The sequence below is a fragment of the Sphingomonas sp. Leaf23 genome, from assembly GCF_001421585.1.
Lineage (GTDB): Bacteria > Pseudomonadota > Alphaproteobacteria > Sphingomonadales > Sphingomonadaceae > Sphingomonas.
Window position 1 is genome coordinate 449,020 of sequence record NZ_LMKR01000001.1, and the last position, 22,420, is coordinate 471,439.

The 22,420-nt window shown below is 66.8% G+C and carries 17 protein-coding genes and 3 tRNA genes; 9 read left to right on the forward strand and 11 right to left on the reverse strand.

Annotated elements, in window-relative coordinates; translation table 11 throughout:
• Window positions 1-18: 18 nt before the first annotated feature.
• Complete coding sequence (locus ASE67_RS02150; protein ID WP_156348464.1) at window positions 19-468, forward strand: hypothetical protein; 450 nt, start codon at window positions 19-21, stop codon at window positions 466-468.
• Window positions 469-828: 360 nt separating this feature from the next.
• On the opposite strand, the gene ASE67_RS02155 is transcribed toward ASE67_RS02150, so the two are convergent.
• The 7 genes from ASE67_RS02155 to ASE67_RS02185 all read right to left on the reverse strand — a co-directional run bounded on the left by ASE67_RS02155 (window position 829) and on the right by ASE67_RS02185 (window position 6,726).
• Window positions 829-904: transfer RNA gene (locus tag ASE67_RS02155), tRNA-Lys, on the reverse strand.
• Window positions 905-917: 13 nt separating this feature from the next.
• A tRNA-Lys gene (locus tag ASE67_RS02160) sits at window positions 918-993 on the reverse strand.
• 112 nt (window positions 994-1,105) lie between these two features.
• A complete protein-coding gene (gene rodA / locus ASE67_RS02165) occupies window positions 1,106-2,242 on the reverse strand; it encodes a rod shape-determining protein RodA (RefSeq protein WP_055756334.1) in 1,137 nt (378 codons plus the stop codon).
• Window positions 2,239-4,275: a penicillin-binding protein 2 gene (gene mrdA / locus ASE67_RS02170; RefSeq protein ID WP_055756335.1), complete on the reverse strand. Its 2,037-nt coding sequence runs from the start codon at window positions 4,273-4,275 to the stop codon at window positions 2,239-2,241. Before mrdA ends, rodA begins: the two co-directional genes overlap by 4 nt.
• On the reverse strand, window positions 4,272-4,772 hold the full coding sequence (gene mreD, locus ASE67_RS02175) for a rod shape-determining protein MreD (RefSeq protein WP_055756336.1): 501 nt from the start codon (window positions 4,770-4,772) through the stop codon (window positions 4,272-4,274). The genes mrdA and mreD overlap by 4 nt, the downstream gene beginning before the upstream one ends.
• Window positions 4,769-5,668, reverse strand: coding sequence for a rod shape-determining protein MreC (gene mreC, locus ASE67_RS02180; RefSeq protein ID WP_055756337.1), 900 nt, complete (start codon window positions 5,666-5,668; stop codon window positions 4,769-4,771). The genes mreD and mreC overlap by 4 nt, the downstream gene beginning before the upstream one ends.
• A 17-nt stretch (window positions 5,669-5,685) precedes the next feature.
• Window positions 5,686-6,726 carry a rod shape-determining protein gene (locus tag ASE67_RS02185; RefSeq protein WP_055756338.1) on the reverse strand — a complete coding sequence of 347 codons (1,041 nt, stop codon included), beginning with the start codon at window positions 6,724-6,726 and terminating at the stop codon, window positions 5,686-5,688.
• Between the two features lie 140 nt (window positions 6,727-6,866).
• On the opposite strand from ASE67_RS02185, the gene mutL reads away from it, so the two are divergent.
• Together mutL and paoC are read left to right on the forward strand one after the other, a co-directional pair.
• Window positions 6,867-8,642: a DNA mismatch repair endonuclease MutL gene (gene mutL, locus ASE67_RS02190; protein WP_055756339.1), complete on the forward strand. Its 1,776-nt coding sequence runs from the start codon at window positions 6,867-6,869 to the stop codon at window positions 8,640-8,642.
• A 12-nt stretch (window positions 8,643-8,654) separates the two neighbouring features.
• A complete protein-coding gene (paoC, locus tag ASE67_RS02195; RefSeq protein WP_055756340.1) occupies window positions 8,655-10,832 on the forward strand; it encodes an aldehyde oxidoreductase molybdenum-binding subunit PaoC in 2,178 nt (725 codons plus the stop codon).
• A 45-nt stretch (window positions 10,833-10,877) separates the two neighbouring features.
• On the opposite strand, the gene ASE67_RS02200 is transcribed toward paoC, so the two are convergent.
• From ASE67_RS02200 to cysS, 3 genes are all read right to left on the reverse strand, one after another.
• Window positions 10,878-12,251 carry a class II 3-deoxy-7-phosphoheptulonate synthase gene (locus ASE67_RS02200; RefSeq protein WP_055756916.1) on the reverse strand — a complete coding sequence of 458 codons (1,374 nt, stop codon included), beginning with the start codon at window positions 12,249-12,251 and terminating at the stop codon, window positions 10,878-10,880.
• A 98-nt stretch (window positions 12,252-12,349) separates the two neighbouring features.
• Window positions 12,350-12,790 carry a TM2 domain-containing protein gene (locus ASE67_RS02205; protein WP_055756341.1) on the reverse strand — a complete coding sequence of 147 codons (441 nt, stop codon included), beginning with the start codon at window positions 12,788-12,790 and terminating at the stop codon, window positions 12,350-12,352.
• A gap of 108 nt (window positions 12,791-12,898) precedes the next feature.
• Window positions 12,899-14,338 (reverse strand): cysteine--tRNA ligase, encoded by a 1,440-nt coding sequence (cysS, locus tag ASE67_RS02210; RefSeq protein ID WP_055756342.1) that lies wholly within the window; start codon window positions 14,336-14,338, stop codon window positions 12,899-12,901.
• 231 nt (window positions 14,339-14,569) lie between these two features.
• Between cysS and ASE67_RS18435 the strand changes: the two genes are divergently transcribed.
• Window positions 14,570-14,725 (forward strand): hypothetical protein, encoded by a 156-nt coding sequence (locus ASE67_RS18435; protein ID WP_200909333.1) that lies wholly within the window; start codon window positions 14,570-14,572, stop codon window positions 14,723-14,725.
• 120 nt (window positions 14,726-14,845) lie between these two features.
• On the forward strand, window positions 14,846-16,441 hold the full coding sequence (locus ASE67_RS02215) for an isocitrate lyase (RefSeq protein ID WP_055756343.1): 1,596 nt from the start codon (window positions 14,846-14,848) through the stop codon (window positions 16,439-16,441).
• A gap of 85 nt (window positions 16,442-16,526) precedes the next feature.
• Here ASE67_RS02215 and ASE67_RS02220 read toward each other — a convergent pair.
• Window positions 16,527-16,600: transfer RNA gene (locus ASE67_RS02220), tRNA-Cys, on the reverse strand.
• 169 nt (window positions 16,601-16,769) lie between these two features.
• On the opposite strand from ASE67_RS02220, the gene ASE67_RS02225 reads away from it, so the two are divergent.
• From ASE67_RS02225 to ASE67_RS02240, 4 genes are read left to right on the forward strand one after another with little or no spacing between them, the layout of a single operon-like run.
• Window positions 16,770-17,441 carry a protein-L-isoaspartate O-methyltransferase family protein gene (locus ASE67_RS02225; protein ID WP_055756344.1) on the forward strand — a complete coding sequence of 224 codons (672 nt, stop codon included), beginning with the start codon at window positions 16,770-16,772 and terminating at the stop codon, window positions 17,439-17,441.
• Window positions 17,442-17,448: 7 nt separating this feature from the next.
• Entirely contained in the window at window positions 17,449-19,020 is a 1,572-nt protein-coding gene (locus ASE67_RS02230) for a TolC family outer membrane protein (RefSeq protein WP_055756346.1), read from the forward strand.
• Window positions 19,021-19,040: 20 nt separating this feature from the next.
• Window positions 19,041-19,595: a DUF2497 domain-containing protein gene (locus tag ASE67_RS02235; protein WP_235511750.1), complete on the forward strand. Its 555-nt coding sequence runs from the start codon at window positions 19,041-19,043 to the stop codon at window positions 19,593-19,595.
• Between the two features lie 46 nt (window positions 19,596-19,641).
• Window positions 19,642-22,317, forward strand: coding sequence for a valine--tRNA ligase (locus ASE67_RS02240; protein WP_055756348.1), 2,676 nt, complete (start codon window positions 19,642-19,644; stop codon window positions 22,315-22,317).
• The last annotated feature ends 103 nt before the right edge of the window (window positions 22,318-22,420 follow it).

Consider the following 22,420-nt stretch of genomic DNA (forward strand, 5'->3'; position numbering starts at 1 on the left):
ACCTCGGACGAATGCACGATGGGCGACGTACAGGACGCGGCAGGCGACCTCGAGATACTTGGAGCGCTGGCGTCGGACCGCGCTATTTGTATCGACTTTGACCCTGAGCCGGACGCGCCCGCAAGGATCGATGGGTTCCTGGCCTACAGCGCCGCCACCATCGGTGATCAGGTCTTCAGTGCGGTGGCGCATCGTCCGACCGGCCGGGACGAAATGCACGGCGCGCGCCGGCGGGTCGCGTTCGGGCCGGCCAAAATCCTGTGGGGTGGGGTGGCGAGTGTGGCGACGTGGTCGGAAGAGACCGTGCGCGCTGCCTATCAGCGTCAGCTGGACAGGCTCTCGGCGAACGAAGAGGTCATGGCGGTCGGCGACCTGGCGACGATGGTCCGCGGCAATTCAGGGGGCAACCAGCTGAAGTCCGATCTGCCGACTAAACGCGACACCCGTAAGCCAACCGTTAGGACATAGCGTCGGCAATCCGGGCCGGCGTAAACGCGGCGGGGACAGGTGAAGTCTGCGTCCAGCGAGCCCTCCTCCACATTCCAGGCCTGCGGATGTTGCAGGCGGCGGAGATCGCCCGGAAGCTCGGACGGTGACAGATGAACAAGCGGTCGCATGAGCCATCCCAGCGCTAGAAAGCGGACGGGCCGCTTTCCACCAATCCGTCCCACGAAGGTCCCCTGAACTTTGTCTGCCTGCTGCTGCCTTACGTGTCGCTTAGCCGATGGGGTTGGCCTCTGACAGCTTGCTCATCGAGGGTAGAAGGGGATAGTCAGGGGAGGCTAGCTCTCCAACGACCCCTTTGATTGCCGATGTCGTTGGAAAGTATGGTGGACGCACTTGGGCTCGAACCAAGGACCCGCTGATTAAGAGTCAGCTGCTCTACCAACTGAGCTATGCGTCCATACGCGGACAGGTGGTGGACGCACTTGGGCTCGAACCAAGGACCCGCTGATTAAGAGTCAGCTGCTCTACCAACTGAGCTATGCGTCCGTCGCCTGGGCGATGGGGCGGGCCGGGCTGGCCGATCCGCCGTTGGAGCGGGGCCTTTAGCGAACCTTTGGGCCCACGCAAACCCTAATTTTCAAATCGCATGAAAAAAGCGTCAGAACCGCACCCGGTCGCGATTTTCGCGATCGATCGCCATCAGGATACCGATACAGCCGAGCACCGTCATCTGCGCTGATCCACCATAGCTGACCAGCGGCAGGGGGATGCCGACGACCGGTGCCAGCCCCATGACCATGCCGAGGTTGATCGCGACATAGAAGAAGATGGTGGTGGCGAGGCCGCCGGCGACGAGCTTCGAGAAACGCCCCTCCGCCCGCACGCCGACGCCCACGCCCCAGCGGACGAGCAGGATGAAGGCGGTGATGAGGAAGATGCCGCCGATCAGGCCCCACTCCTCCGCCATGGTCGCGAACACGAAGTCGGTATGCCCCTCTGGCAGATAGTCGAGATGGCTCTGCGTGCCGTTCAGGAAGCCCTTGCCGAAGATGCCGCCCGATCCGATCGCGATCTTCGACTGGCTGATGTGATAGCCGGTGCCGAGCGGATCGCTCTCGGGGTTGAGGAAGATCAGCACGCGGTTCTTCTGGTAATCGTGCAGCAGGAAGTTGAAGGCGAGCGGCGCGGCGATCGCGACGCCCAGCGCACCGCCGATGAAGAGGCGGAGGGGCAGGCCGGCCAGGAACATGACCGTCAACCCCCCGGCGGTAATCATCAGCGCGGTGCCGAGGTCGGGCTGCAGCATCACCAGCACCACGGGGATGCCGAGCATGGCGGCGGCGGGCCAGACTGCGCCGAAGCGGCGTATCTCCCCGGCCGGCAGCAGGTCGTAGAAGCGGGCGAGTGCCAGCACGATGGCGGGCTTCATGAATTCCGATGGCTGTACCCGGATGAAGCCGAGGTCGAGCCAGCGCTGCGACCCGCCCTTCACCGCGCCCACCAGTTCGACCAGCACCAGCATGACGGTGATGACGGCGTAGGCGGGCAGGGCGATCCCCTGCCAGAAGCTCATGCGGATGCGGGAGATGCCGATGGCGGCCAGGAGGAAGATGGCAAAGGCCAGCCCCTGCCGCGATGCCCAGGGCTGCACGCTGCCCCCGGCGGCGGAGAACAGCACCACCAGTCCGAAGCCGCCGATCGCGATCAGCAGGAACAGCACGCGCCACGGCAGGCGCGCGAGTGGCGCCGGAACGAAGCCTAGTCCGTGCGAGGTCGTCTGGTTGATGCGCTTCATTCGGTGCGTTCGGTCACGTTGGATTGGGCGACGGCGGTGTCGGGTTCGCTCTGGTTCGAGGCGGTGTCGACGACATTGCTGGTCGCACCTTCGACGTCGGCGGGCGTGGCGGGCACGGTGGTGATCGGCGCGGCCTGTTCGGCCTCGAACGCCTTCCACTGGGCATCCATCCGCGTCTGTACGTCGCCGCCCCATTCGCGTTCGAGCGGTTCGAGACGGGCCATCGCCTTGTCGCGGTCGAACAGCCACGACAGGATGTCGCTGGCGATCGGCGCGGCGGTGTAGATATGGCCGGAATGCTCCAGCACGACCGACACCGCGTAGCGCGGCGCGGCGGCGGGGGCATAGCCGATGAACAGCGAGTGGTCGCGCATCCGGAAGGGGACGGCGCCGTCGCCCAGCACGCCGGTGCGTCGTTCCGCCATGGTGATGCGACGGACCTGCGCCGTCCCGGTCTTGCCCGCCAGTTCGATGCCCGCCGGTAGCCCCTGAAACCGTGAGCGCCCCCCGGTGCCGCCACCATTGACCACGGCCCAGGTCGCCTTGTGCACGGTCGCCAGCATCGCCGGATCGATGCCCATGGATGGTGCTGGCGTGTGCGGGGTGTCGAGCAGCAGGCGCGGTATCACCTGCCGCCCCTGCGCCAGTCTCGCGGCCATCACCGCCAGTTGTAGCGGATTGGTGAGCACATAGCCCTGACCGATCGATGCGTTGACCGAATCGGCGACGGTCCATTTTTGCTTATATTTGCGTAGCTTCCACGCGCTATCTGGCACGGTGCCATAGCGTTGCGACTGGAAAGGAAGCTCGAACTTCTGGCCCAGCCCCATCTGGCGCACGGTGGTCGCGAAGGCGTCGTAGCCCAGCTCGCGCGCCATGGTGTAGAAATAGATGTCGCAGCTCTGCGCGACCGCGCCGATCATGTCGAGCGGCCCGTGCCCACCGCGCTTATGACAGTGGAAGCGCCCGGTGCCGACCTGCAGCACGCCCGAACAATTGACGCGGCGATGCGGGTCGATCCCGGCCTTCAGGATGGCGAGGCCGTGCATCGGCTTCACCGTCGATCCCGGCGGGTACAGCCCCTGCAGCGTCTTGTTCATCAACGGGATATGGTCATCGCCCGACAGCATCTTCCATTCCAGCCGGCCGATGCCGTCCGAAAAGCTGTTGGGGTCGTAGGCGGGCATCGACACCATCGCCAGCACGTCGCCGGTGACCGCATCCATCACCACCGCCGATCCGGAGTTGGGCCCTAGCCGCCGGGCGGCATATTCCTGTAGCCCAAGGTCGATGGTCAGGCGGACGTTGCGGCCCTGCTTGTCGGGTCGGGTATCGAGTTCGCGGACGATCTGGCCGCGCGCGGTGACCTCGACCCGCTTTGCGCCGGCCGTACCACGCAGCTGGGATTCCATCGCCTTTTCAAGGCCATCCTTGCCGAGCTTGAAGCCTGGTGTGACCATCAGGGGGTCGCGTGTTTCCTTAAATTGTTCGGCAGTGGCCGCGCCGACATAGCCGGTCAGGTGCGCGACCGCTGCGCCCGGCGGGTAGCTGCGCGAAAAGCCGCGGGTCGGCTGCACGCCGGGCAATTCAGGCAGCCGGACGCTGACCGCGGCGAAGCGTTCCCAGTCGAGGTTCTCGGCGACCTGTACCGGCGTAAACTTGCCCGCGCGCTTCAGGTCGGTCTGAATCCGGGCCATGTCCTCGGGCGTCAGCGCGAGTAGCTGGCGCAGCTCGCCCAGCACCCGGTCGCCATCCTCCATCCGGTCGGGGATCAGGTCGACGCGAAAATCGGTGCGGTTGTTGGCGATCGGCGCGCCGTGGCGATCGATGATCCATCCGCGCCGGGGCGGGATCATGGTCAGGTTGACGCGGTTGCTCTCGGCGAGGAGGTTATAGCGCTCGTTTTCGGCGACCGACAGCCACGCCATCCGGCTGGCCAGCACGACGCCCACCGCCACCTGCGCCCCGCCCAGCACCATTGCGCGCCGGGAAAAGCTGAACGCCTGCGCCGCCTCGGTGACGATCTTGCTCATTCATCCTCGCTACCGCCAAGTGCCGTACATAGCCGTGTGGCGGCGGGGAACAACGCTATCGAAACCACGATCTGAAAAATCAGCACGGTATCGACATGCGCCGACAGGCTGGTGGCGAAGGCACGGCCGGCGACCAGGCAGACGGCGATCGATCCGCCGGCCAGCAACCAGTCCTGCCAGAAATCGCGGGTGACGAGGCGGGTATCGACCAGATCGAGCATCAGCGAACAAAGCTGCCACAACAGCACTGCGCTGCCCAGCGGCTGACCGCTCACCAGGTCGTCGAACAGGCCAAGCGGTGCTGCCGCCCAGACGGGCAGCGCGCCGGGGCGCAGCAGGCGCCAGCCGAGGAACATCAACAGGCCGAACGGCGGCAGGAACGGCACGGTCGCCACGACCGGCAGCAACGTGACCAGCGATCCGGCAAGGATGCTGGCCACGGCCTTTCGCGTCACGATGCGTTCCGACCGATCGTCGTCGGGGCCGAGCAGCTTCATTCGGCGGCAGGCTTGGGCGTCGGCGTCGCGCTGGGGGTCGGGCGGGGCACCGGCGCGGGCAGGAAGGCGCGCTCGACCAGCGCGAAGTCCAGCCCGTCGGGTTCGGCGAAGACGCGGGCGGGCGCCACGTCGCGCTGGCTGCGCGAGACGCGGGCAACCGGCACGCCCGGCGGATAGATGCCGCCGGTGCCCGAGGTGACGAAGACGTCGCCGGCCAGCAGCGGGGCGTTGGCGATGCCGGCGGCGCGGACTTCGACCATGCCGTTGCCCAAGCCGACGATGATCGCCGACAGACCGTCGCGGGTGCGACGCACCGGCACGATGCTCTCCGGATCGAGTATCAGCAGGACGCTGGCGGTATTGGGGCTGGTTTCGATGACGCGGCCGATCAGGCCGTTGGGTCCGCGTACCGGCTGTCCGCGTAGTACGCCCTGGCCCGATCCGGCGTTCAGCGTGGCGAGGCGGCGGGTGCTGCTGGCCGAGCTGTTGACCAGCCGCGCGGTCACCACCGGGGCGGCGGAACGGTCGCGCAGGTTCAGCAACGTGCGCAGCCGGGCGTTCTCGCGGTTCAGCAGCCGCGCCTGCATCAGATAGCGTCGCGTCGCTTCCTCACGCGCGCGCAGCCGGCGGTTTTCCGACACGGCGCCGAAATAGTCCCCGATGCCGTCGGGTACCGAGGCAACGCCGTCCCATACCCAGTCGGCGCCTGAGGAAACCGGCGTCGTCGCCTCTCGCACAGCACCGCGCAGGGCGGCGAAGGCACGGGGGTCGATGATCGAGATGAGCAGCAGGATCGCCCCGACGAGCGCGCCGCTGGCCGCCAGCACATAGCCGGCGAACACCGTATATTGCGCCCGCCGCGAGAAACCCGGACGGTGGTTGCGTGGCGGCGCCATGCCCCCGGACCCCTATGTCAGACGGCGAGCAGGACGCCCTTGTAGATCGGATCCTCGAGCGCACGTCCGGTGCCCAGCGCGACGCAGGTCAGCGGGTCTTCGGCGACGGTCACCGGCAGGCCGGTTTCGTCGCGCAGCACTTCGTCGATGCCCTGCAGCAGCGCGCCACCGCCGGTCAGGACGATGCCCTGATCGACGATATCGGCGGCCAGTTCGGGAGCGGTGTTTTCGAGTGCGATGCGCACGCCCTCGACGATCGCGGCCACCGGTTCGGACAAGGCTTCGGCGATCTGGCCCTGGTTGATCTGGATTTCCTTGGGCACGCCGTTCACCAGGTCGCGACCCTTGACGTAGATCAGCGTACCGATCCCGTCGGCCGGCGGCTTGGCGGTGCCGACTTCCTGCTTGATCCGCTCGGCCGTTGCTTCGCCGATCAGCAGGTTGTGGTTGCGGCGGACATAGCTGACGATCGCTTCGTCCATCTTGTCGCCACCGACCCGGACCGAGGTGGAATAGGCGAGGCCACGCAGCGACAGCACTGCGACTTCGGTAGTGCCGCCGCCGATATCGACGACCATCGACCCGATCGGCTCGGTAACCGGCATGTCGGCGCCGATCGCGGCGGCCATCGGCTCCTCGATCAGCCACACTTGGCTCGCACCGGCGTTCGACGCAGCATCGCGGATCGCGCGGCGTTCGACGCTGGTCGAGCCCGACGGCACGCAGATCACGATCTGCGGCCAGCGGATGAAGCGGCGCTGGCCATGAACCTTCTGAATGAAGTGCTTGATCATCTGTTCGGCGACGTCGAGGTCGGCGATGACCCCGTCGCGCATCGGGCGAATCGCCTCGATCGAACCGGGCGTCTTGCCCATCATCAGCTTGGCGTCGTCACCGACCGCCTTCACCCGCTTCACGCCGTTCAGCGTCTCGACCGCCACCACCGACGGCTCGTTCAGCACGACACCGCGACCCCGCAGATACACCACCGTGTTGGCGGTGCCGAGGTCGATCGCCATATCATGCGACATGAACTTGAAGAAACGCGAGAAGGCCATCGATACTTCCGTCCTTATCCGCGTGTCCCGACGCGGCGGTTCGCAGCTTGTACCTCGACCTGTCCGACCGGTTATCCGGTCGGTCGCACGGCGGCAGTTCCAGGTCGCGGGATGAGGCCGCTTGGGCTAGAGCGTCCCCCATGTCAATACGCCGTCTCCCCGAGCATCTCGTCAACCGCATCGCCGCGGGGGAAGTGGTGGAACGCCCCGCTTCCGCGCTGAAAGAACTGGTGGAGAACGCCATCGACGCGCACGCCGGCCGTATACTCGTGCGCCTTGCCGGTGGGGGCATCGATCTGATCGAGGTCAGCGACGATGGTTGCGGCATGGGGCCCGCCGACATGGCGCTGGCGCTGGAACGCCATGCCACCTCCAAGCTGCCCGATGACCGCATCGAAGCGGTTACGACGTTGGGTTTTCGCGGCGAAGCGTTGCCGTCGATCGCGAGTGTCGCGCGCCTGTCGATCGAGAGCCGGCCGGCAGGGGCGGAGGGGTGGCTGCGCACAGTCGACAATGGCGAGGTGGTCGAGGATCGCCCCGCCGCCGTGCCGCCGGGCACGCGAATCCGGGTGGAGGGACTGTTCGCCCGCGTGCCGGCGCGGCGGAAATTCCTGCGATCGCCCCGGTCGGAATTCGCCGCCTGTGTCGATCAGGTCCGGCGGCTCGCCATGGCGCGGCCGGACATCGCCTTCACCCTCGAACATGATGGCCGCCGCGTGCTGGGGGTACAGGCGGGCGAGTCGCGGCCGGAACGCGTTGCGGCGCTGACCGATCGGGCGCTGGCGATGAATTCGGTCGGGCTAAGTTGGGAACGCGAGGGGATGCGGCTGGGCGGGGTGGCCGGGCTGCCGACCTTTCATCGCGGGGTGGCCGACCACCAATATCTGTTTGTCAACGGCCGGCCGGTGAAGGACCGGGTCCTGTCGGGTGCGGTGCGCGGTGCCTATGCCGAGATGCTGGCGCGCGACCGTCATGCCGTGGTCGCGCTGTTCCTCGACGTCGATCCCGACCTGATCGACGTGAACGTCCATCCGGCCAAGACCGAGGTGCGGTTTCGCGATCCTGCCGCGGCGCGCGGATTGATCGTCGGCGGGTTGCGCCGGGCGCTGGACGGGGCGGGATTTCGCGCGGTGCAACGCCCGGCGGCCGATGCGATGGCCGCGTGGACCACCGAGCCGGTCGCGCCGGTCGCCGCGCCTGCTGCTTCCCTGCCGCCGTTGGCCGAATCGAGCGGATCATCGGGGTTCGCCTTTCATGATCGTCGCCCGACCTTCTTCGCGCCGCCGCCCCAAGCGCGGGCCGAGGTCGCGGTCGAGCCGCCGCCTGCCTCGACGCAATTCCCGCTCGGCGCGGCGCGGGGGCAGGTTGCGCGCACCTATATCGTTGCGGAGGCAGAGGACGGACTGGTGCTGGTCGATCAGCACGCCGCGCACGAACGGCTGGTGCTGGAGCGGATGCGGGCGGCGATGGCGACCGGCGGCGTCGCGCGGCAGGCGCTGCTGATCCCCGAGGTGGTCGAACTGGACGAAGTGTCCTGCGACGCGCTGGAGGACAAGGCGGTGGAGCTGGCCGAATTCGGGCTGGAGCTGGAACGGTTCGGCCCGCGCGCGATGCTGGTGCGGGCCACGCCGGCGATGCTGGGGCAGGGCGATGTGATCGGGCTGGTCACCGACCTAGCCGACGAGATTCGTGCGCACGATGCCGCGCTGTCGCTGAAGGAACGGATCGATCATGTCGCGGCGACGATGGCGTGCCATGGATCGGTTCGCGCCGGCCGGGTGTTGTCGGTGGTCGAGATGAACGCCCTGCTGCGCGAGATGGAAGTGACGCCGCATTCGGGCCAGTGCAACCATGGTCGCCCGACCTGGATCAAGCTGGCGCATGGCGACATCGAAAAGCTGTTCGGCCGGAAGTGAGGAAATAGCGCCATGAAGTTCACCGAAGCCGCCGGAGCGAACCCGACCGATACGATGCGGGTGCTCGGCCGTCCGACCGACCGGATCGAAGGGCCGCTGAAGGTCAGTGGGCAGGCGACCTATGCTGCCGAATTCGCGCAGCCGGGGCAGGTGCATGGTTTCGTCGTCGGCGCGACCATTGCGATGGGGCGGATCGTGTCGATCGATACGGCGGAGGCGCTGGCCGCAGCGGGTGTGTTGACGGTGGTGACGCACGAAAATGCCGGACCGCTGGGGATCGGTGACGATCACAAGGTGCCGATGCTGGCCGGGCCGCAGGTCGATCAGCTGGGGCAGGCGGTCGCGCTGGTGGTGGCGGACAGTTTCGAGGCGGCGCGGGCCGCCGCACGGCTGGTGCGGGTCGACTATGCCGCCGATGCCGGGGCGTTCGATCTGGGCGATGCGGCGGAGCGTGGCGCGGACAAGCCGTTCCGGTCGAACGGGCATGGCGATTTCGATCGCGCCTTTGCCGATGCGCCGGTGCAAGTCGATGCGACCTACACCACCCCCGACCATGCCCATGCGATGATGGAACCCTATGCGTCGATCGCGGCGTGGGACGGCGATGCGCTAACGCTGTGGACCGCGAACCAGATGGTCGAGTGGGCCGCGCGCGACATGGCGAAGATCCTGAACATGCCGAAGGACAAGGTGCGGATCGTCGCACACCATGTCGGCGGCGGATTTGGCGGCAAGCTGTGGGTGCGGGCCGATGCGGTGCTGGCCGCCATCGCCGCGCGGCAGATTGGGCGACCGGTGAAGGTCGTGCTGACCCGCCCGCAAATCTTCAACAACACGACGCATCGGTCGTCGACGATCCAACGGCTGCGGCTGGGCGCGTCGGCCGATGGCCGGTTGCAGGCGATCGCGCATGAAAGCTGGTCGGGCGACCTGCCCGGCGGCAGTCCGGAGGGTGCGGGTGCGCAGACCCGACAGCTCTATGCCGCGCCAAACCGGCGGGTGACTGAATGGCTGGCCGAACTCAACCTGCCCGAATCGAGCGCGATGCGTGCGCCGGGCGAGGCGGTCGGCATGATGGCGATTGAGGCGGCGATGGACGAGCTGGCCGAAAAGCTGAAGCTCGATCCAGTCGAACTGCGCGTGCTGAACGATACGCAGGTCGATCCCGAAAAGCCCGAACGGCGCTTTTCCCACCGAGACCTGATCGGGTGCCTGCGCGAAGGGGCCGATCGCTTCGGCTGGAGCGCGCGTAACCCTACGCCGGGGCAGCGGCGCGACGGACGCTGGCTGGTGGGGATGGGCATGGCGGCGGCGTATCGCGGCAATATGGTGCTCAAATCGGCGGCGCGGGTCGGTGTTGCCGGCGACGGCCGGGTCACGGTGACGACCGACATGACCGACATCGGCACCGGCAGCTACACGATCCTGGCGCAGACTGCCGCGGAGATGCTGGGCGTCGAGCTGGAGCAGGTTGCGGTGCGGCTGGGGGAATCGGGCTTTCCGGTGTCGGCCGGATCGGGCGGACAGTTCGGCGCGAACAGCTCGACCGCTGGCGTCTATGCCGCCTGCGTCGGCCTGCGCGACCGGATCGCCGAGGCGGTCGGCTTCGATCCTGCCACTGCGCGCTTTGCCGATGGGCGGGTGTGGTCGGGCAACAAGTCGGTCGCGCTGGGCGAAGCGGTCGGCGGCAAGGGGATCGAGGTCGAGGATCGGATCGAGTTCGGCGACCTGACGAAGAAATTCGTGCAGGCGACGTTTGGCGCGCATTTCGTCGAGGTCGGCGTCGATGCCGACACGGCGGAAGTCCGCGTCCGCCGGATGCTGGGCGTGTTCGCCGCCGGCCGCATCCTGAACCCCAAGGCGGCGCGCAACCAGATTCTGGGCGCGATGACGATGGGGGTCGGCGCGGCGCTGACCGAAGAACTGGTGGTCGATCCGCGGCTGGGCGGGTTCATCAACCACGACTTTGCCGAATATCATGTGCCGACCCACGCCGACATTCCGTATCAGGATGTCGTGTTCCTCGACGAAGAGGATCCCTATTCGTCACCGATGAAGGCGAAGGGCGTGGGCGAGCTGGGCATTTGCGGCGTCGGCGCGGCGATCGCCAACGCGGTGTATAATGCGTGCGGGGTTCGGGTGCGGGAGTATCCGATTACTGTCGACAAGGTGCTGGCGGCGCTCAACTGACCGCGCCGCCCGTCATCCCGGCCCGTGCCGGGATGACGATGCGCGTCAGGCGGCGACCTTGCGGCGCTCCGCCATTTCGTCGTTCAGCATCTCGGCCAGCAGGAATGCGAGTTCGAGGCTCTGTCCGGCGTTGAGACGCGGGTCGCAGTGCGTGTGGTAGCGATCGGCCAGCGCCTGTTCGGTGACCGCGATCGCGCCGCCGGTGCATTCGGTGACGTTCTGCCCGGTCATTTCGGCATGGATGCCGCCGGCATGGCTGCCCTCGGCCCGGTGTACCGCGAAGAAACCGCGCACTTCGGCGAGGATACGGTCGAACGGGCGCGTCTTGTAGCCGGTCGTCGCCTTCACCGTGTTGCCGTGCATCGGGTCGCACGACCACACCACCGGATGTCCCTCGCGCTGGACGGCGCGGATCAGCTTCGGCAGCCCCGCCTCGATCTTGTCATGGCCATAGCGGGTGATGAGCGTCATGCGCCCCGCCACCCGGTTCGGGTTCAGCGTATCGAGCATCCGGAGCAGCGCCTCCGGCTCCAGCGTCGGGCCGCACTTGATGCCGATCGGATTGCCGATCCCGCGCAGGAATTCGACATGCGCCGACCCGTCGAAGCGGGTGCGGTCGCCGATCCACAGGAAATGGGCCGAGGTATCGTACCAGTCGCCGGTCAGCGAATCCTGCCGGGTCAGCGCCTGTTCGTAGGGGAGCAGCAGCGCTTCGTGGCTGGTGTAGAAGCTCGTCGCCTTCAGCTGCGGCACGCTGTCCGCATCGATGCCGCACGCCGCCATGAAATCGAGTGCCTCGCCGATGCGGTCGGCCACGTCGGCATATTTCTTGGCCCAGGGGCTGCGGCCCATGAAGTCGTGGGTCCAGCGATGGACCTGATGCAGATTGGCATAGCCGCCGGTCGCGAAGGCGCGCAGCAGGTTGAGCGTCGCCGCCGCCTGCGAATAGGCGCGGATCATCCGCTGCGGATCGGGCACGCGCCCTTCGGCGGTGAACGCAATGTCGTTGATATTGTCGCCGCGGTAGCTGGGCAACTCGACGCCATCGATGACTTCGGTATCGGCCGAGCGCGGCTTGGCGAACTGGCCCGCCATGCGCCCGAGCTTCACCGTCGGCAGCTTCGACGCGAAGGTCAGCACGACTGCCATCTGAAGGATGACGCGGAAGGTGTCGCGAATATAGTTGGGATGGAATTCGGCAAAGCTCTCTGCGCAATCGCCGCCCTGCAGCAGGAACGCCTTCCCCTCCGCCACCTGCGCCAATTCGGCGGTCAGGTTGCGCGCTTCGCCGGCAAAGACGAGCGGCGGATAGCTGGCGAGCTGTGCGGTGGTGGCGTCCAGCGCCTGCGCGTCGGGATAGGTCGGGAGCTGGCGCGCTTCGGCTTTTTTCCAGCTGTCGGGGGCCCAGAGTGCGGCCATGTCACATTCCATCCAAGTCGGTTCGGGCAATTCCCATGCGCGAAACGAACCGTTCGCGCAATGAAGGAAAGGTTCATCGCCCCGATCGACCGCTTCGATCAGCCATAGCGGTGCTGGAAATCGTCATGGTCCATGACGAGGTAGCGGATCGCATCGATCAGAGCCCAGGGGGCCGTGACGAAGAGGCCGATCACGGTGCAGCTGAGCAGCAGCATGACGATGCCCGACCCGGTGCGGCCGAGATAGAAGCGGTGAATGCCGAGCGTGCCGAGGAAGAAGGCGAACAGCACAGCCGCGATCTTGTCCTTGCGCGCCCGGCGGCGGGCTGGATCGGCGGCGGGGCGTGGCGCAACGGTGCCGGGCACGTGATAGATCCGCAGCGCCCGGCCGTTCGACACCTCGAAATCGACCTGCGCGCCGACTGCCGGTCCCACGCGATCGGACCAGTCGTCGGGTTCGAACCAGTAACGCTGTCCATCGTCGCCGGCGATCCGCCCCTCGCGTCCGTTCCGATCAACGCCCAGCACCTGTCCCCGCATATCGACCCCCGATGATTCGCGGGCCGGGGTATGAAGGGGAAGCAGGTGATGGAGCAAGGGGTTAGGAACGGTTTCCCAACCCCTTGCCGGCCTGACAAGTGCCCGCCCTTAGCTCAGCGTCGGGCGCCAGTCCCAGCCGAGCGGATCGCCGTCCATCACCTCCACCCCCGCTGCGGTCAGTTCGTCGCGGATCGCGTCGCTGGCGGCGAAGTCCTTCGCGACGCGTGCTTCCTTGCGATCGGCCAGCCGGGCCTCGATCATGGTCGCATCGATCGTGGCATCCGCTGGACGGACGCGCAGGTCGGCGCGCTCGATCGTGGCGAGCCGGAGGCCCAGCACCGCGTCGAAATCGGCCAGCGCCGCCAGCCGGTCGGCGGGCGACAGCTTCTTGTCGGCGAGCAGTTCGTCCAGCACCGGCAGCGCGCGTGGCGTGTTCAGGTCGTCCGACACCGCCGCATCCAGCCGCTCGCGATAGGCCGCCGCCTTGCCCGCATCGCCGTCGCCGGTCGCGCGGGTCCGCAATGCCGCGACGGTCATCACCAGTCGCTTCAGCCGGGTCAGCGCCGCCAGCAGATTGTCGGCCGAAAACTCCAGTTCGGATCGATACTGCGCCGACAGGCACATCAGGCGATAGGCGAGGGGGTGTACGCCGCCGTCGATCAGCGTCCGGAGCGTGGTGAATTCGCCCTTCGACTTCGACATCTTGCCCGATCGTTCGACCAGGAAGTTATTGTGCATCCAGAAGGCGGCCCCGCTGTCGGCGCAACCGCAAAATGCCTGGTTCTGGGCGATCTCGTTGGGGTGATGGATTTCGCGGTGGTCGATGCCGCCGGTATGAATGTCGAACGGCGCACCTAGATATTTGATGCTCATCACCGAGCATTCGAGGTGCCAGCCGGGCGCACCCCGCCCCCAGGGCGAATCCCATTCCATCTGCCGGCTCTCGCCCGCCGGTGTCTTGCGCCAGATCGCGAAGTCCTGGGGGTGCCGCTTGCCCGCGACGGGATCGATCCGCCCCTCGCCGGCATCGTCTTGTCCGCCGGCCAGTGCACCATAATGGGGCACGGTCGAGCTGTCGAAATACAGTCCGCTGTCGATCTCGTAGCAATGCTCGGGCGCGATCTTTTCGGCGAAGGCGATCATCTCGGCGATGTGGTCGGTCGCGACCGACCAGCGGGTCGGATCGTCGATGTTCAGGTCGCGCAGATTGCCCTTGAACGCTGCCGTATAATGCGCGGCGATGTCCCAGATCGACTGGGCGCGCGCCTTTGCCGCTGCCTCCATCTTGTCGTCGCCGGCATCGGCGTCGGACGTCAGATGGCCGACATCGGTGATGTTGATGACATGGGTGAGCGGATAGCCCTTCCACCGCAACACCCGGCTCAGCGTGTCGGTGAAGACATAGGCGCGCAGATTGCCGATATGGGCATAGTTGTAGACCGTCGGCCCGCAGGAATAGACGCGGACGCCCTTGGCGGGATCGAGCGGTTCGAAACGCTGCGCCTGGCGGGTCAGCGAATTGTGGAGCGTGAGCGGGGCACCGTGCATGGCGCGCGTGTAGCGCGATGCGCCGCGTCTGCAAATCCGGGGCGTCGGTCGATCCACGGACGATGCGGCCATGGCTTGTAAAGAAATTACAGTATTACTCGCCACGCGCCGGTTTGGCCGTACGCAGCGACACCGTTTCGGGCGCTGGACGTGTTTACCCGTTAGTCCTTGTCATGTTCATACCATTGCATCGGTGGCGAACGGTTCGCCATCCGCGAAAGGGTGTGAAGCATGACCAACGAGCCGCCACGCAGCCGCGCCGTCTTCTCGACCGAGGATTTCGGTCTGCTGAAGGAAGCGGTCGGTGCCTATGTCCGGCAGATCGCCGAAGAGCCACGGTCGTCGAAGTTCTCCAACCTCTATCATCGGCTCGGCCGCCTCGGCTGACGCCTGCGCGGGGATGGTCCCGCGCATCCTTTCCATCCTCGCAGGCCCGGCACCGGCGGCGACCCGCCGCCGGTGGCCGCCCCCTGCTGCCCGCGCGGCACCGCATCCCAAGGAACGACCATGACCTATCAAGAACAGGCGGCCCGCGCCGCATCCCTCATCCAGCAGCATCGCGGCACCTGGGACGGGATCGATGCGGAGGCGGTTGCACGGATGCGGGTGCAGAACCGCTTCCTGACCGGCATCGACATCGCCCGCTACACCGCCGGGATCATGCGGCGCGACATGGCAGCCTATGACGCCGATCCGGCGGCCTACACCCAGTCGCTGGGCTGCTGGCACGGGTTCATCGGGCAGCAGAAGATCATTTCGATCAAGAAGCATTTCGGCACGACCAAGGGGCGGTATCTCTATTTGTCCGGCTGGATGGTCGCGGCGCTGCGCAGCGAGTTCGGCCCGCTCCCCGACCAGTCGATGCATGAGAAAACCAGCGTGCCCGCGCTGATTGCCGAACTCTACACGTTCCTGAAGCAGGCCGATGCCCGCGAACTGGGCATGTTGTTCCGCGATCTGGACGAGGCGCGGGCAAGCGGGAACGCCGTCGAGGCGCAGCGGCTGAGCAATGCGATCGACGCGCACGAAACTCATGTCGTGCCGATCATCGCCGATATCGACGCCGGCTTCGGCAATGCCGAGGCAACCTATCTGTTGGCCAAGAAGATGATCGAGGCGGGTGCCTGCGCGCTCCAGATCGAGAACCAGGTCAGCGATGAAAAGCAGTGTGGTCATCAGGACGGCAAGGTAACCGTGCCGCACGAGGACTTCCTCGCGAAGGTCCGCGCCTGTCGCTACGCCTTCCTCGAACTGGGCGTCGATGACGGGATCATCGTTACGCGCACCGACTCGCTGGGCGCGGGGCTGACCAAGCAGATCGCCTATTCGACGGCAAAGGGCGATCTGGGCGACCAGTATAACGCGTTCCTCGATTGCGAGCCGGTCGAGGACGTGAGCACCCTGCGCGGTGACGTGGTGATCGAGCGCGACGGGCAACTGATGCGGCCGAAGCGGCTGGCGTCCAATCTGTTCCAGTTTCGCGAGGGGACCGGTGCGGATCGCTGTGTGCTCGACTGCATCACCTCGCTCCAGAACGGGGCCGACCTGCTGTGGATCGAAACGGAGAAGCCGCATATCGAGCAGATCGCGTCGATGGTCGATCGCATCCGCGCGGTCGTGCCCAATGCTAAGCTGGTCTATAATAATTCGCCCAGCTTCAATTGGACGCTGAATTTCCGCCAGCAGGTGTACGACGGCTGGGTCGGGGAGGGGCGCGACGTGTCAGGCTATGACCGGGCGAAATTGATGAGCGTCGATTACGACGCGTCGGAACTGGCCCTGGAGGCGGACGAGAAAATTCGCACCTTCCAGCGCGAAGCGAGCGCGCGGGCGGGCATTTTCCACCATCTCATCACGCTGCCGACCTACCACACCGCCGCGCTCAGCACCGACAATCTGGCGCGCGAATATTTCGGCGATGCGGCGATGCTTGGCTATGTGAAGGGCGTGCAGCGCCAGGAAATCCGCCAGGGGATCGCCTGTGTGAGGCACCAGAATATGAGCGGGTCGGACATCGGCGACGACCACAAGGAATATTTCGCGGGCGAAGCCGCGCTGAAGGCCGGCGGCACGCACAACACGATGAACCAGTTCGCGGCCTGATCCGTCGGCGAACCAATGATTGCGGGGCTGCGGCGATGCCGTGGCCCCGTTTCTTCGTCCGATGCTGTCGAAAAACTTCCACCGTTGGAGGCGCGACCGGGAATCGAACCCGGGTGCAAGGATTTGCAGTCCTCTGCGTCACCACTCCGCCATCGCGCCTCGATACGGTGGGAGGCGGGCATTTGCGGGCCGCGCGCGTCGGTGTCAACCGTCGGCGCGTAAATTATACCTGCGGGCGTCCTTGGCGGCGGGCGTGCGCCGCGATAGACAGCGGCTGACGCGTGATGTGTGTTGCGCGGCTAAAACAGTTGTGCGACAGGATTGCACCATGACCGATTCGATCCCGACCCATTCCGATTTTGATGCGATGCGCCACGCGATGGTCGTCAGCCAGTTGCGCACCAGCGCCGTCAGCGACCCGGCCGTCGTCGCCGCGATGGGAGACGTGCCGCGTGAAGCCTTCGTGCCCAAGGCGCAGGCAGCCGTCGCATATCGCGACGCGCCGTTGCCGCTGCCCGGTGGCCGCGCGATCAATCCGCCGCTCATCACCGGCCGCCTGCTGACCGCCGCCGAATTGCAGCCGACCGACCGTGTGCTGCTGATCGGTGCCGCGATGGGCTATGGCGCGGCGGTTCTCGCTCGCCTGGTCGGTTCGGTCGTCGCGCTGGACGAGGATGCCGCGCTGGCTGCTGCCGCCCGCGACGTGATCGCCGATGCTAAAGTCGAGGTGGTCGAAGGGCCGCTCAACGCCGGCTGGGCGCAGGGGGCGCCCTATGACGTGATCGTGATCGACGGCGCGGTCGAATCGGTGCCGCAGGCGATCGTCGATCAGCTGGCCCCCGGCGGGCGGCTGACGACCGGCATCGTCGATCGCGGCGTGACCCGGCTGGCGCTGGGACGGCGTACCGATGGCGGGTTCGGACTGGTCGACTTTGCCGATCTCGGCTGCGTCGAGCTGCCCGGTTTCGCCAAGCCCAAGACATTTCAGTTCGCAAGGTAAGAAGACGATGCGGGGGGGGAAGTTCATCGGGGGTGTGGCGGCGCTGGCGCTGCTGGCAGGACCGGCCAGCGCCGAAACGCTGCGCGAGGCACTGGCGCGTGCCTATGCCACCAATCCACAGCTGACCGGCGCGCGCGCCAATCAGCGCGCCACTGACGAAGGCGTGCCGCTGGCGCGTTCGCAGGGGTTGCCGCAGGTGACGACGCAAAGCTCGGTGATCGAGAATGTCCTGACCCCGTCGAGCCGCGGTTTCACCCAGGCGCCGCGCCAGGGCAGCGTACAGGTCAGCGTGTCGCAGTCGTTGTTCGCGGGCGGCGCGGTCCGCAACAGCGTCCGGGCGGCCGACGCACGGGTCGACGCGGGTCGCGCGAACCTGCGCAGTACCGAGGCGAATGTCTTCACGCTGGTCGTCGCCGCCTACAATGACGTCATCCGTGACGAGGCGATCGTGCGGCTGAACCAGCAGAATGTCCGCGTGCTGGAGGTCAATCTCCAGGCATCGAAGGATCGGTTCCAGGTCGGCGACCTGACCCGCACCGACGTGGCGCAGTCGGAAGCGCGGCTGGCTTCGGCACAGGCGCAGCTGCGCAATGCCGAAGCGTCGCTGATCCGCAGCCGCGAGAATTATGTCGAGACGACCGGTGCGTCCGCCTCGACGCTGGATACCCCGCCGGTGCTACCCAACCTGCCGCTCGATCCGAATGCGGCGGTCGGTGTTGCGGTGGCCAACAACCCGTCGCTGATCGCCGCGCGTCGTTCCAGCGATGCCGCCGGGTTCGACGTGGGCGTGGCGCGTGCCAGCCGCCTGCCGACGATCAGCGCGGTCGGTGGTGGTGGCTACACCAGCTTCCTCGGTTCGGCCCAGTCGATCAACGGCACGGTGTTGCAGCAGGATGGCGGGCAGGCACAGGTCGGCGTGCAGATGAGCCTGCCCCTGTGGCAGAGCGGTCGACCCAGCGCGCAGATCCGCCGTGCGCAGGCGCTGGAGGGTGCCGCGATCGAACAGGTCACGCAGGTCGAACGATCGGTCGTGTCCGATGCGCGATCGGCCTTCGCGGCGTGGCAGTCGGCGCTGCGCGTGATCCAGTCGTCGGAAGTACAGGTCGCAGCCAACCGGCTCTCGCTGGAGGGCGTACGCGCCGAAAACAGCGTCGGTACCCGCACGATCCTCGACATCCTGAACGCCGAACAGGAACTGCTCAATTCGCAGGTGCAGCTGGTTTCGGCCCGGCGCGACGCCTATGTCGCGGGCTTCGCGCTGCTGGCGGCGATGGGCAAGGCCGAGGCACGTGATCTGGGCCTCGACGGCGGGGCGCTGTACGATCCGACGGTCAACTACAGTCGCGTGCGCAACAATATCTGGGACTGGAGCGGCGATCCCGCCCCGGTGCCGGTCGCGCCCAGCACGGTGAACAGCCCGGCACAGACCCCGGTCGTCACCCGCGAACTCGATCCGTCGCTGCAACGCAGCCCCAATCCGTACACCCCGACGCAGGGCATCGACGCCCCCAATCGGCAGGGCGGCGCCCCGCGCGCCACGCAGGGCGTTGACACGCCGCGCGCCAACCCCGACAGCTAAGCGTTCGAGAGGCGATAGAGATGAGGGTTGCGATGGGCGATATCAGCAACGAAACGTCGATGGAGGACATCCTGTCCTCGATCAAGCGGATCATCGCCGAAGAGGGCGAGGGATCGGCCCAGGCGTTGCGCGGTCGCAAGTCGATCCGCACGGCGCAGGTCCGCGACCTCGACGATCGGGACGAGGTGCTGGAGCTGAACCAGAGCGTCGCCGCGCCGCCGCCTCCGCCGCGCGTCGAAGCGATGCGGGCCGAGCCGCCGCGTAGCGAACCGTCCCGCGCCGAGCGTGTGCGTGCACCTGAACCGCAGAGCGAACCCGAACCGGTCGCGCCTGCGCCCGCGGCCAAGGCCGATCGGTCGATCGTGTCCGACCGCGCGGCCGAGGCAAGCCGTGGTGCGCTGGACCAACTGTCGCGGATGCTGGTGAAGCCGGAAACGCCTGGTTCCGATTCGCTGGAAGGGCTGGTGCGCGAAATGCTCCGCCCGATGCTGCGCGAATGGCTCGATGCGCAGCTGCCCGGCATCGTCGAATCGATGGTCGCGCGCGAGATCGCCCGGATCAGCGGGCGCGAATAACGCCGCTCTCTTGCAACGCCGCCGCATCCGCGCCATGCGGCGGTGCATGAGCGAACTGCCCAAGACTTTCGACCCCGCCGCCATCGAAGCGCGCTGGTATGCCCATTGGGAACAGGACGGCCTGTTCCGGCCCGAGCGTCCGAACGCGACGCCGTGGACCATTGTGAACCCGCCGCCGAACGTGACGGGCAGCCTGCATATCGGTCACGCGCTCGACAACACGTTGCAGGACATTCTGGTGCGCCATGCCCGGTTGCAGGGCAAGGACGCGCGCTGGGTCGTCGGCACCGACCATGCCGGCATCGCGACGCAGATGGTCGTCGAACGCCAGATGGCGCAGCAGCAGCAGAAGCGCACCGACTTCACCCGCGACGATTTCGTGGCGAAGGTGTGGGAATGGAAGGCCGAGAGCGGTGGGCAGATCACCGGCCAGCTCCGGCGGCTGGGCTGTTCGATGGACTGGGCCAACGAACGCTTCACGATGGACGAGGGCTTTTCGAAGGCCGTGCTGAAGGTCTTCGTCGAGCTGCATCGGCAGGGCCTGCTCTACCGCGACAAGCGGCTGGTGAACTGGGACCCGGGCCTGGGCACCGCGATCAGCGATCTCGAAGTGGAAACCCGCGAGGTCCGGGGCAGCTTCTGGCGGCTGCGCTACCCGCTCGCCGACGGATCGGGTTCGATCGAGGTCGCGACGACGCGGCCGGAAACGATGCTGGCCGACATGGCGGTCGCGGTACACCCCGACGATGCGCGCTATACCGCGCTGGTCGGCCGCCAGGTGCGCCTGCCGATCACGGGGCGGCTTATCCCTATCGTCGCCGACGAACATGCCGATCCTGCGCTGGGATCGGGCGCGGTCAAGATCACGCCGGGGCATGACTTCAACGACTTCGAAGTCGGCAAGCGCGCCGGGTTCAAGGCCGCCGAGATGCTCAACATGCTCGATGCGAAGGCGCGCATCGTCCAGACCGCCGACGGCCTGATCCCCGACGCGTTCCTCGGCCTGTCCAGCGCCGATGCGCGCAAGGCGGTCGTCGCGCGGCTGAAGGACGAGGGCGTCCTGATCCCGCATGTCGACAAGGACGGTGTCGAACACGACGCCGAACCGCGTACCATCCAGACGCCGTTCGGCGACCGTTCGGGCGTGGTGATCGAACCGTGGCTGACCGACCAATGGTATGTCGACGCCAAGACGCTCGCCCAGCCGGCGATCGAGGCGGTGCGGTCGGGCGCGGTCAAGATCGTGCCGAAGTCGTGGGAAAAGACGTACTTCAACTGGATGGAGAACATCCAGCCGTGGTGCGTGTCGCGCCAGCTGTGGTGGGGGCATCGCATCCCGGCATGGTTCGCCGAAGATGGCCGCGTATTCGTCGCCGAAACCTATGCAGAGGCGCAGGCCGAGGCGGGCGAGGGCGTTGCGCTCAAGCAGGACGAGGACGTTCTCGACACCTGGTTCTCCTCCGCCCTCTGGCCGTTCGCGACCATGGGCTGGCCGGAGAATACCGACCCGACGCTCGGCGGGCGCTACAGCAACGACGTGCTGATCTCGGGCTTCGACATCCTGTTCTTCTGGGACGCGCGGATGTTGATGCAGGGCATCCATTTCATGAAGGAGGTGCCGTTCAAGACGCTGTACCTCCACGGCCTCGTCCGCGCCGCCGATGGCGCAAAGATGTCGAAATCGAAGGGCAATACCGTCGATCCGCTGGGGCTGATCGATCGCTATGGCGCCGATGCGCTTCGCTTTTTCATGGCGGCGATGGAGAGCCAGGGCCGCGACATCAAGATGGATGAGAAGCGGGTCGAGGGCTATCGCAACTTCGCGACGAAGCTGTGGAACGCCACCCGCTTTGCGCAGGCCAACGGTATCGGCGCGTCGGCGAGGATCGAGCCGCCCAAGGCCGAACTCGCGGTCAATCGCTGGATCATCGCCGAGACGATCGAGACGGTGCAGGCATTGGACCTGGCGCTGGCCGATCTGCGCTTCGATGGCGCGGCCAACACGATCTACCAGTTCACCTGGAGCCGGTTCTGCGACTGGTATCTCGAACTCATCAAGCCGGTGTTGCAGGGTGGGGCCGAGGGCGGCGACGAAACGCGCGCGGTCGCGGGCTGGGTGCTGGATCAGATCCTGGTCATGCTCCACCCGTTCATGCCGTTCATCACCGAGGAACTGTGGCACGCGCTTGGCGAACGGTCGAACGACCTGATCGTCGCGCGCTGGCCGATGGCGGACGCGCGTGCGATCGATCCGGCGGCGCGAGCGGAAATCGACTGGCTGATCCGTCTGGTCAGCGAAATCCGTGCGGCGCGCACCGAACTGAACGTCCCGCCGGGCGCGCGCCTGCCGCTGCACGTCCGCGATGCGTCGGGCGAAACGGTTGAGCGGCTCGCGCAGCAGGAAGCGGTGCTGGCGCGTCTGGCACGCGTCGATCGCGTCGACGACGATGCACCGGCCGGCGGTGCGTTGCAGATCGTGGTGGACGAGGCGACCTTCGTCCTGCCGCTGGGCGATGTCATCGACCTCGACGCCGAACGCACCCGCCTGACCAAGGCAATCGCGGCGGCGGAAAAGGAGCGTGATGCGCTGGCCGGGCGGCTGAGCAATGCGAGCTTCGTCGAGCGCGCCAAGCCGGAAGCCGTCGAAAAGGCGCGGGCGGACCACGCCGACAAGATGACCGAAGCGGCCCGACTGCATGCCGCACTGGGGCGGTTGGGCTAAGGGGTGCCGTGCCCGTTGTTCCGGTGAAAACCGGAATGACGGGTACCGGCGTAGTCTGTCATCTGAGCCAAATCACGTCATCCCGGCGCAGGCCGGGATGACG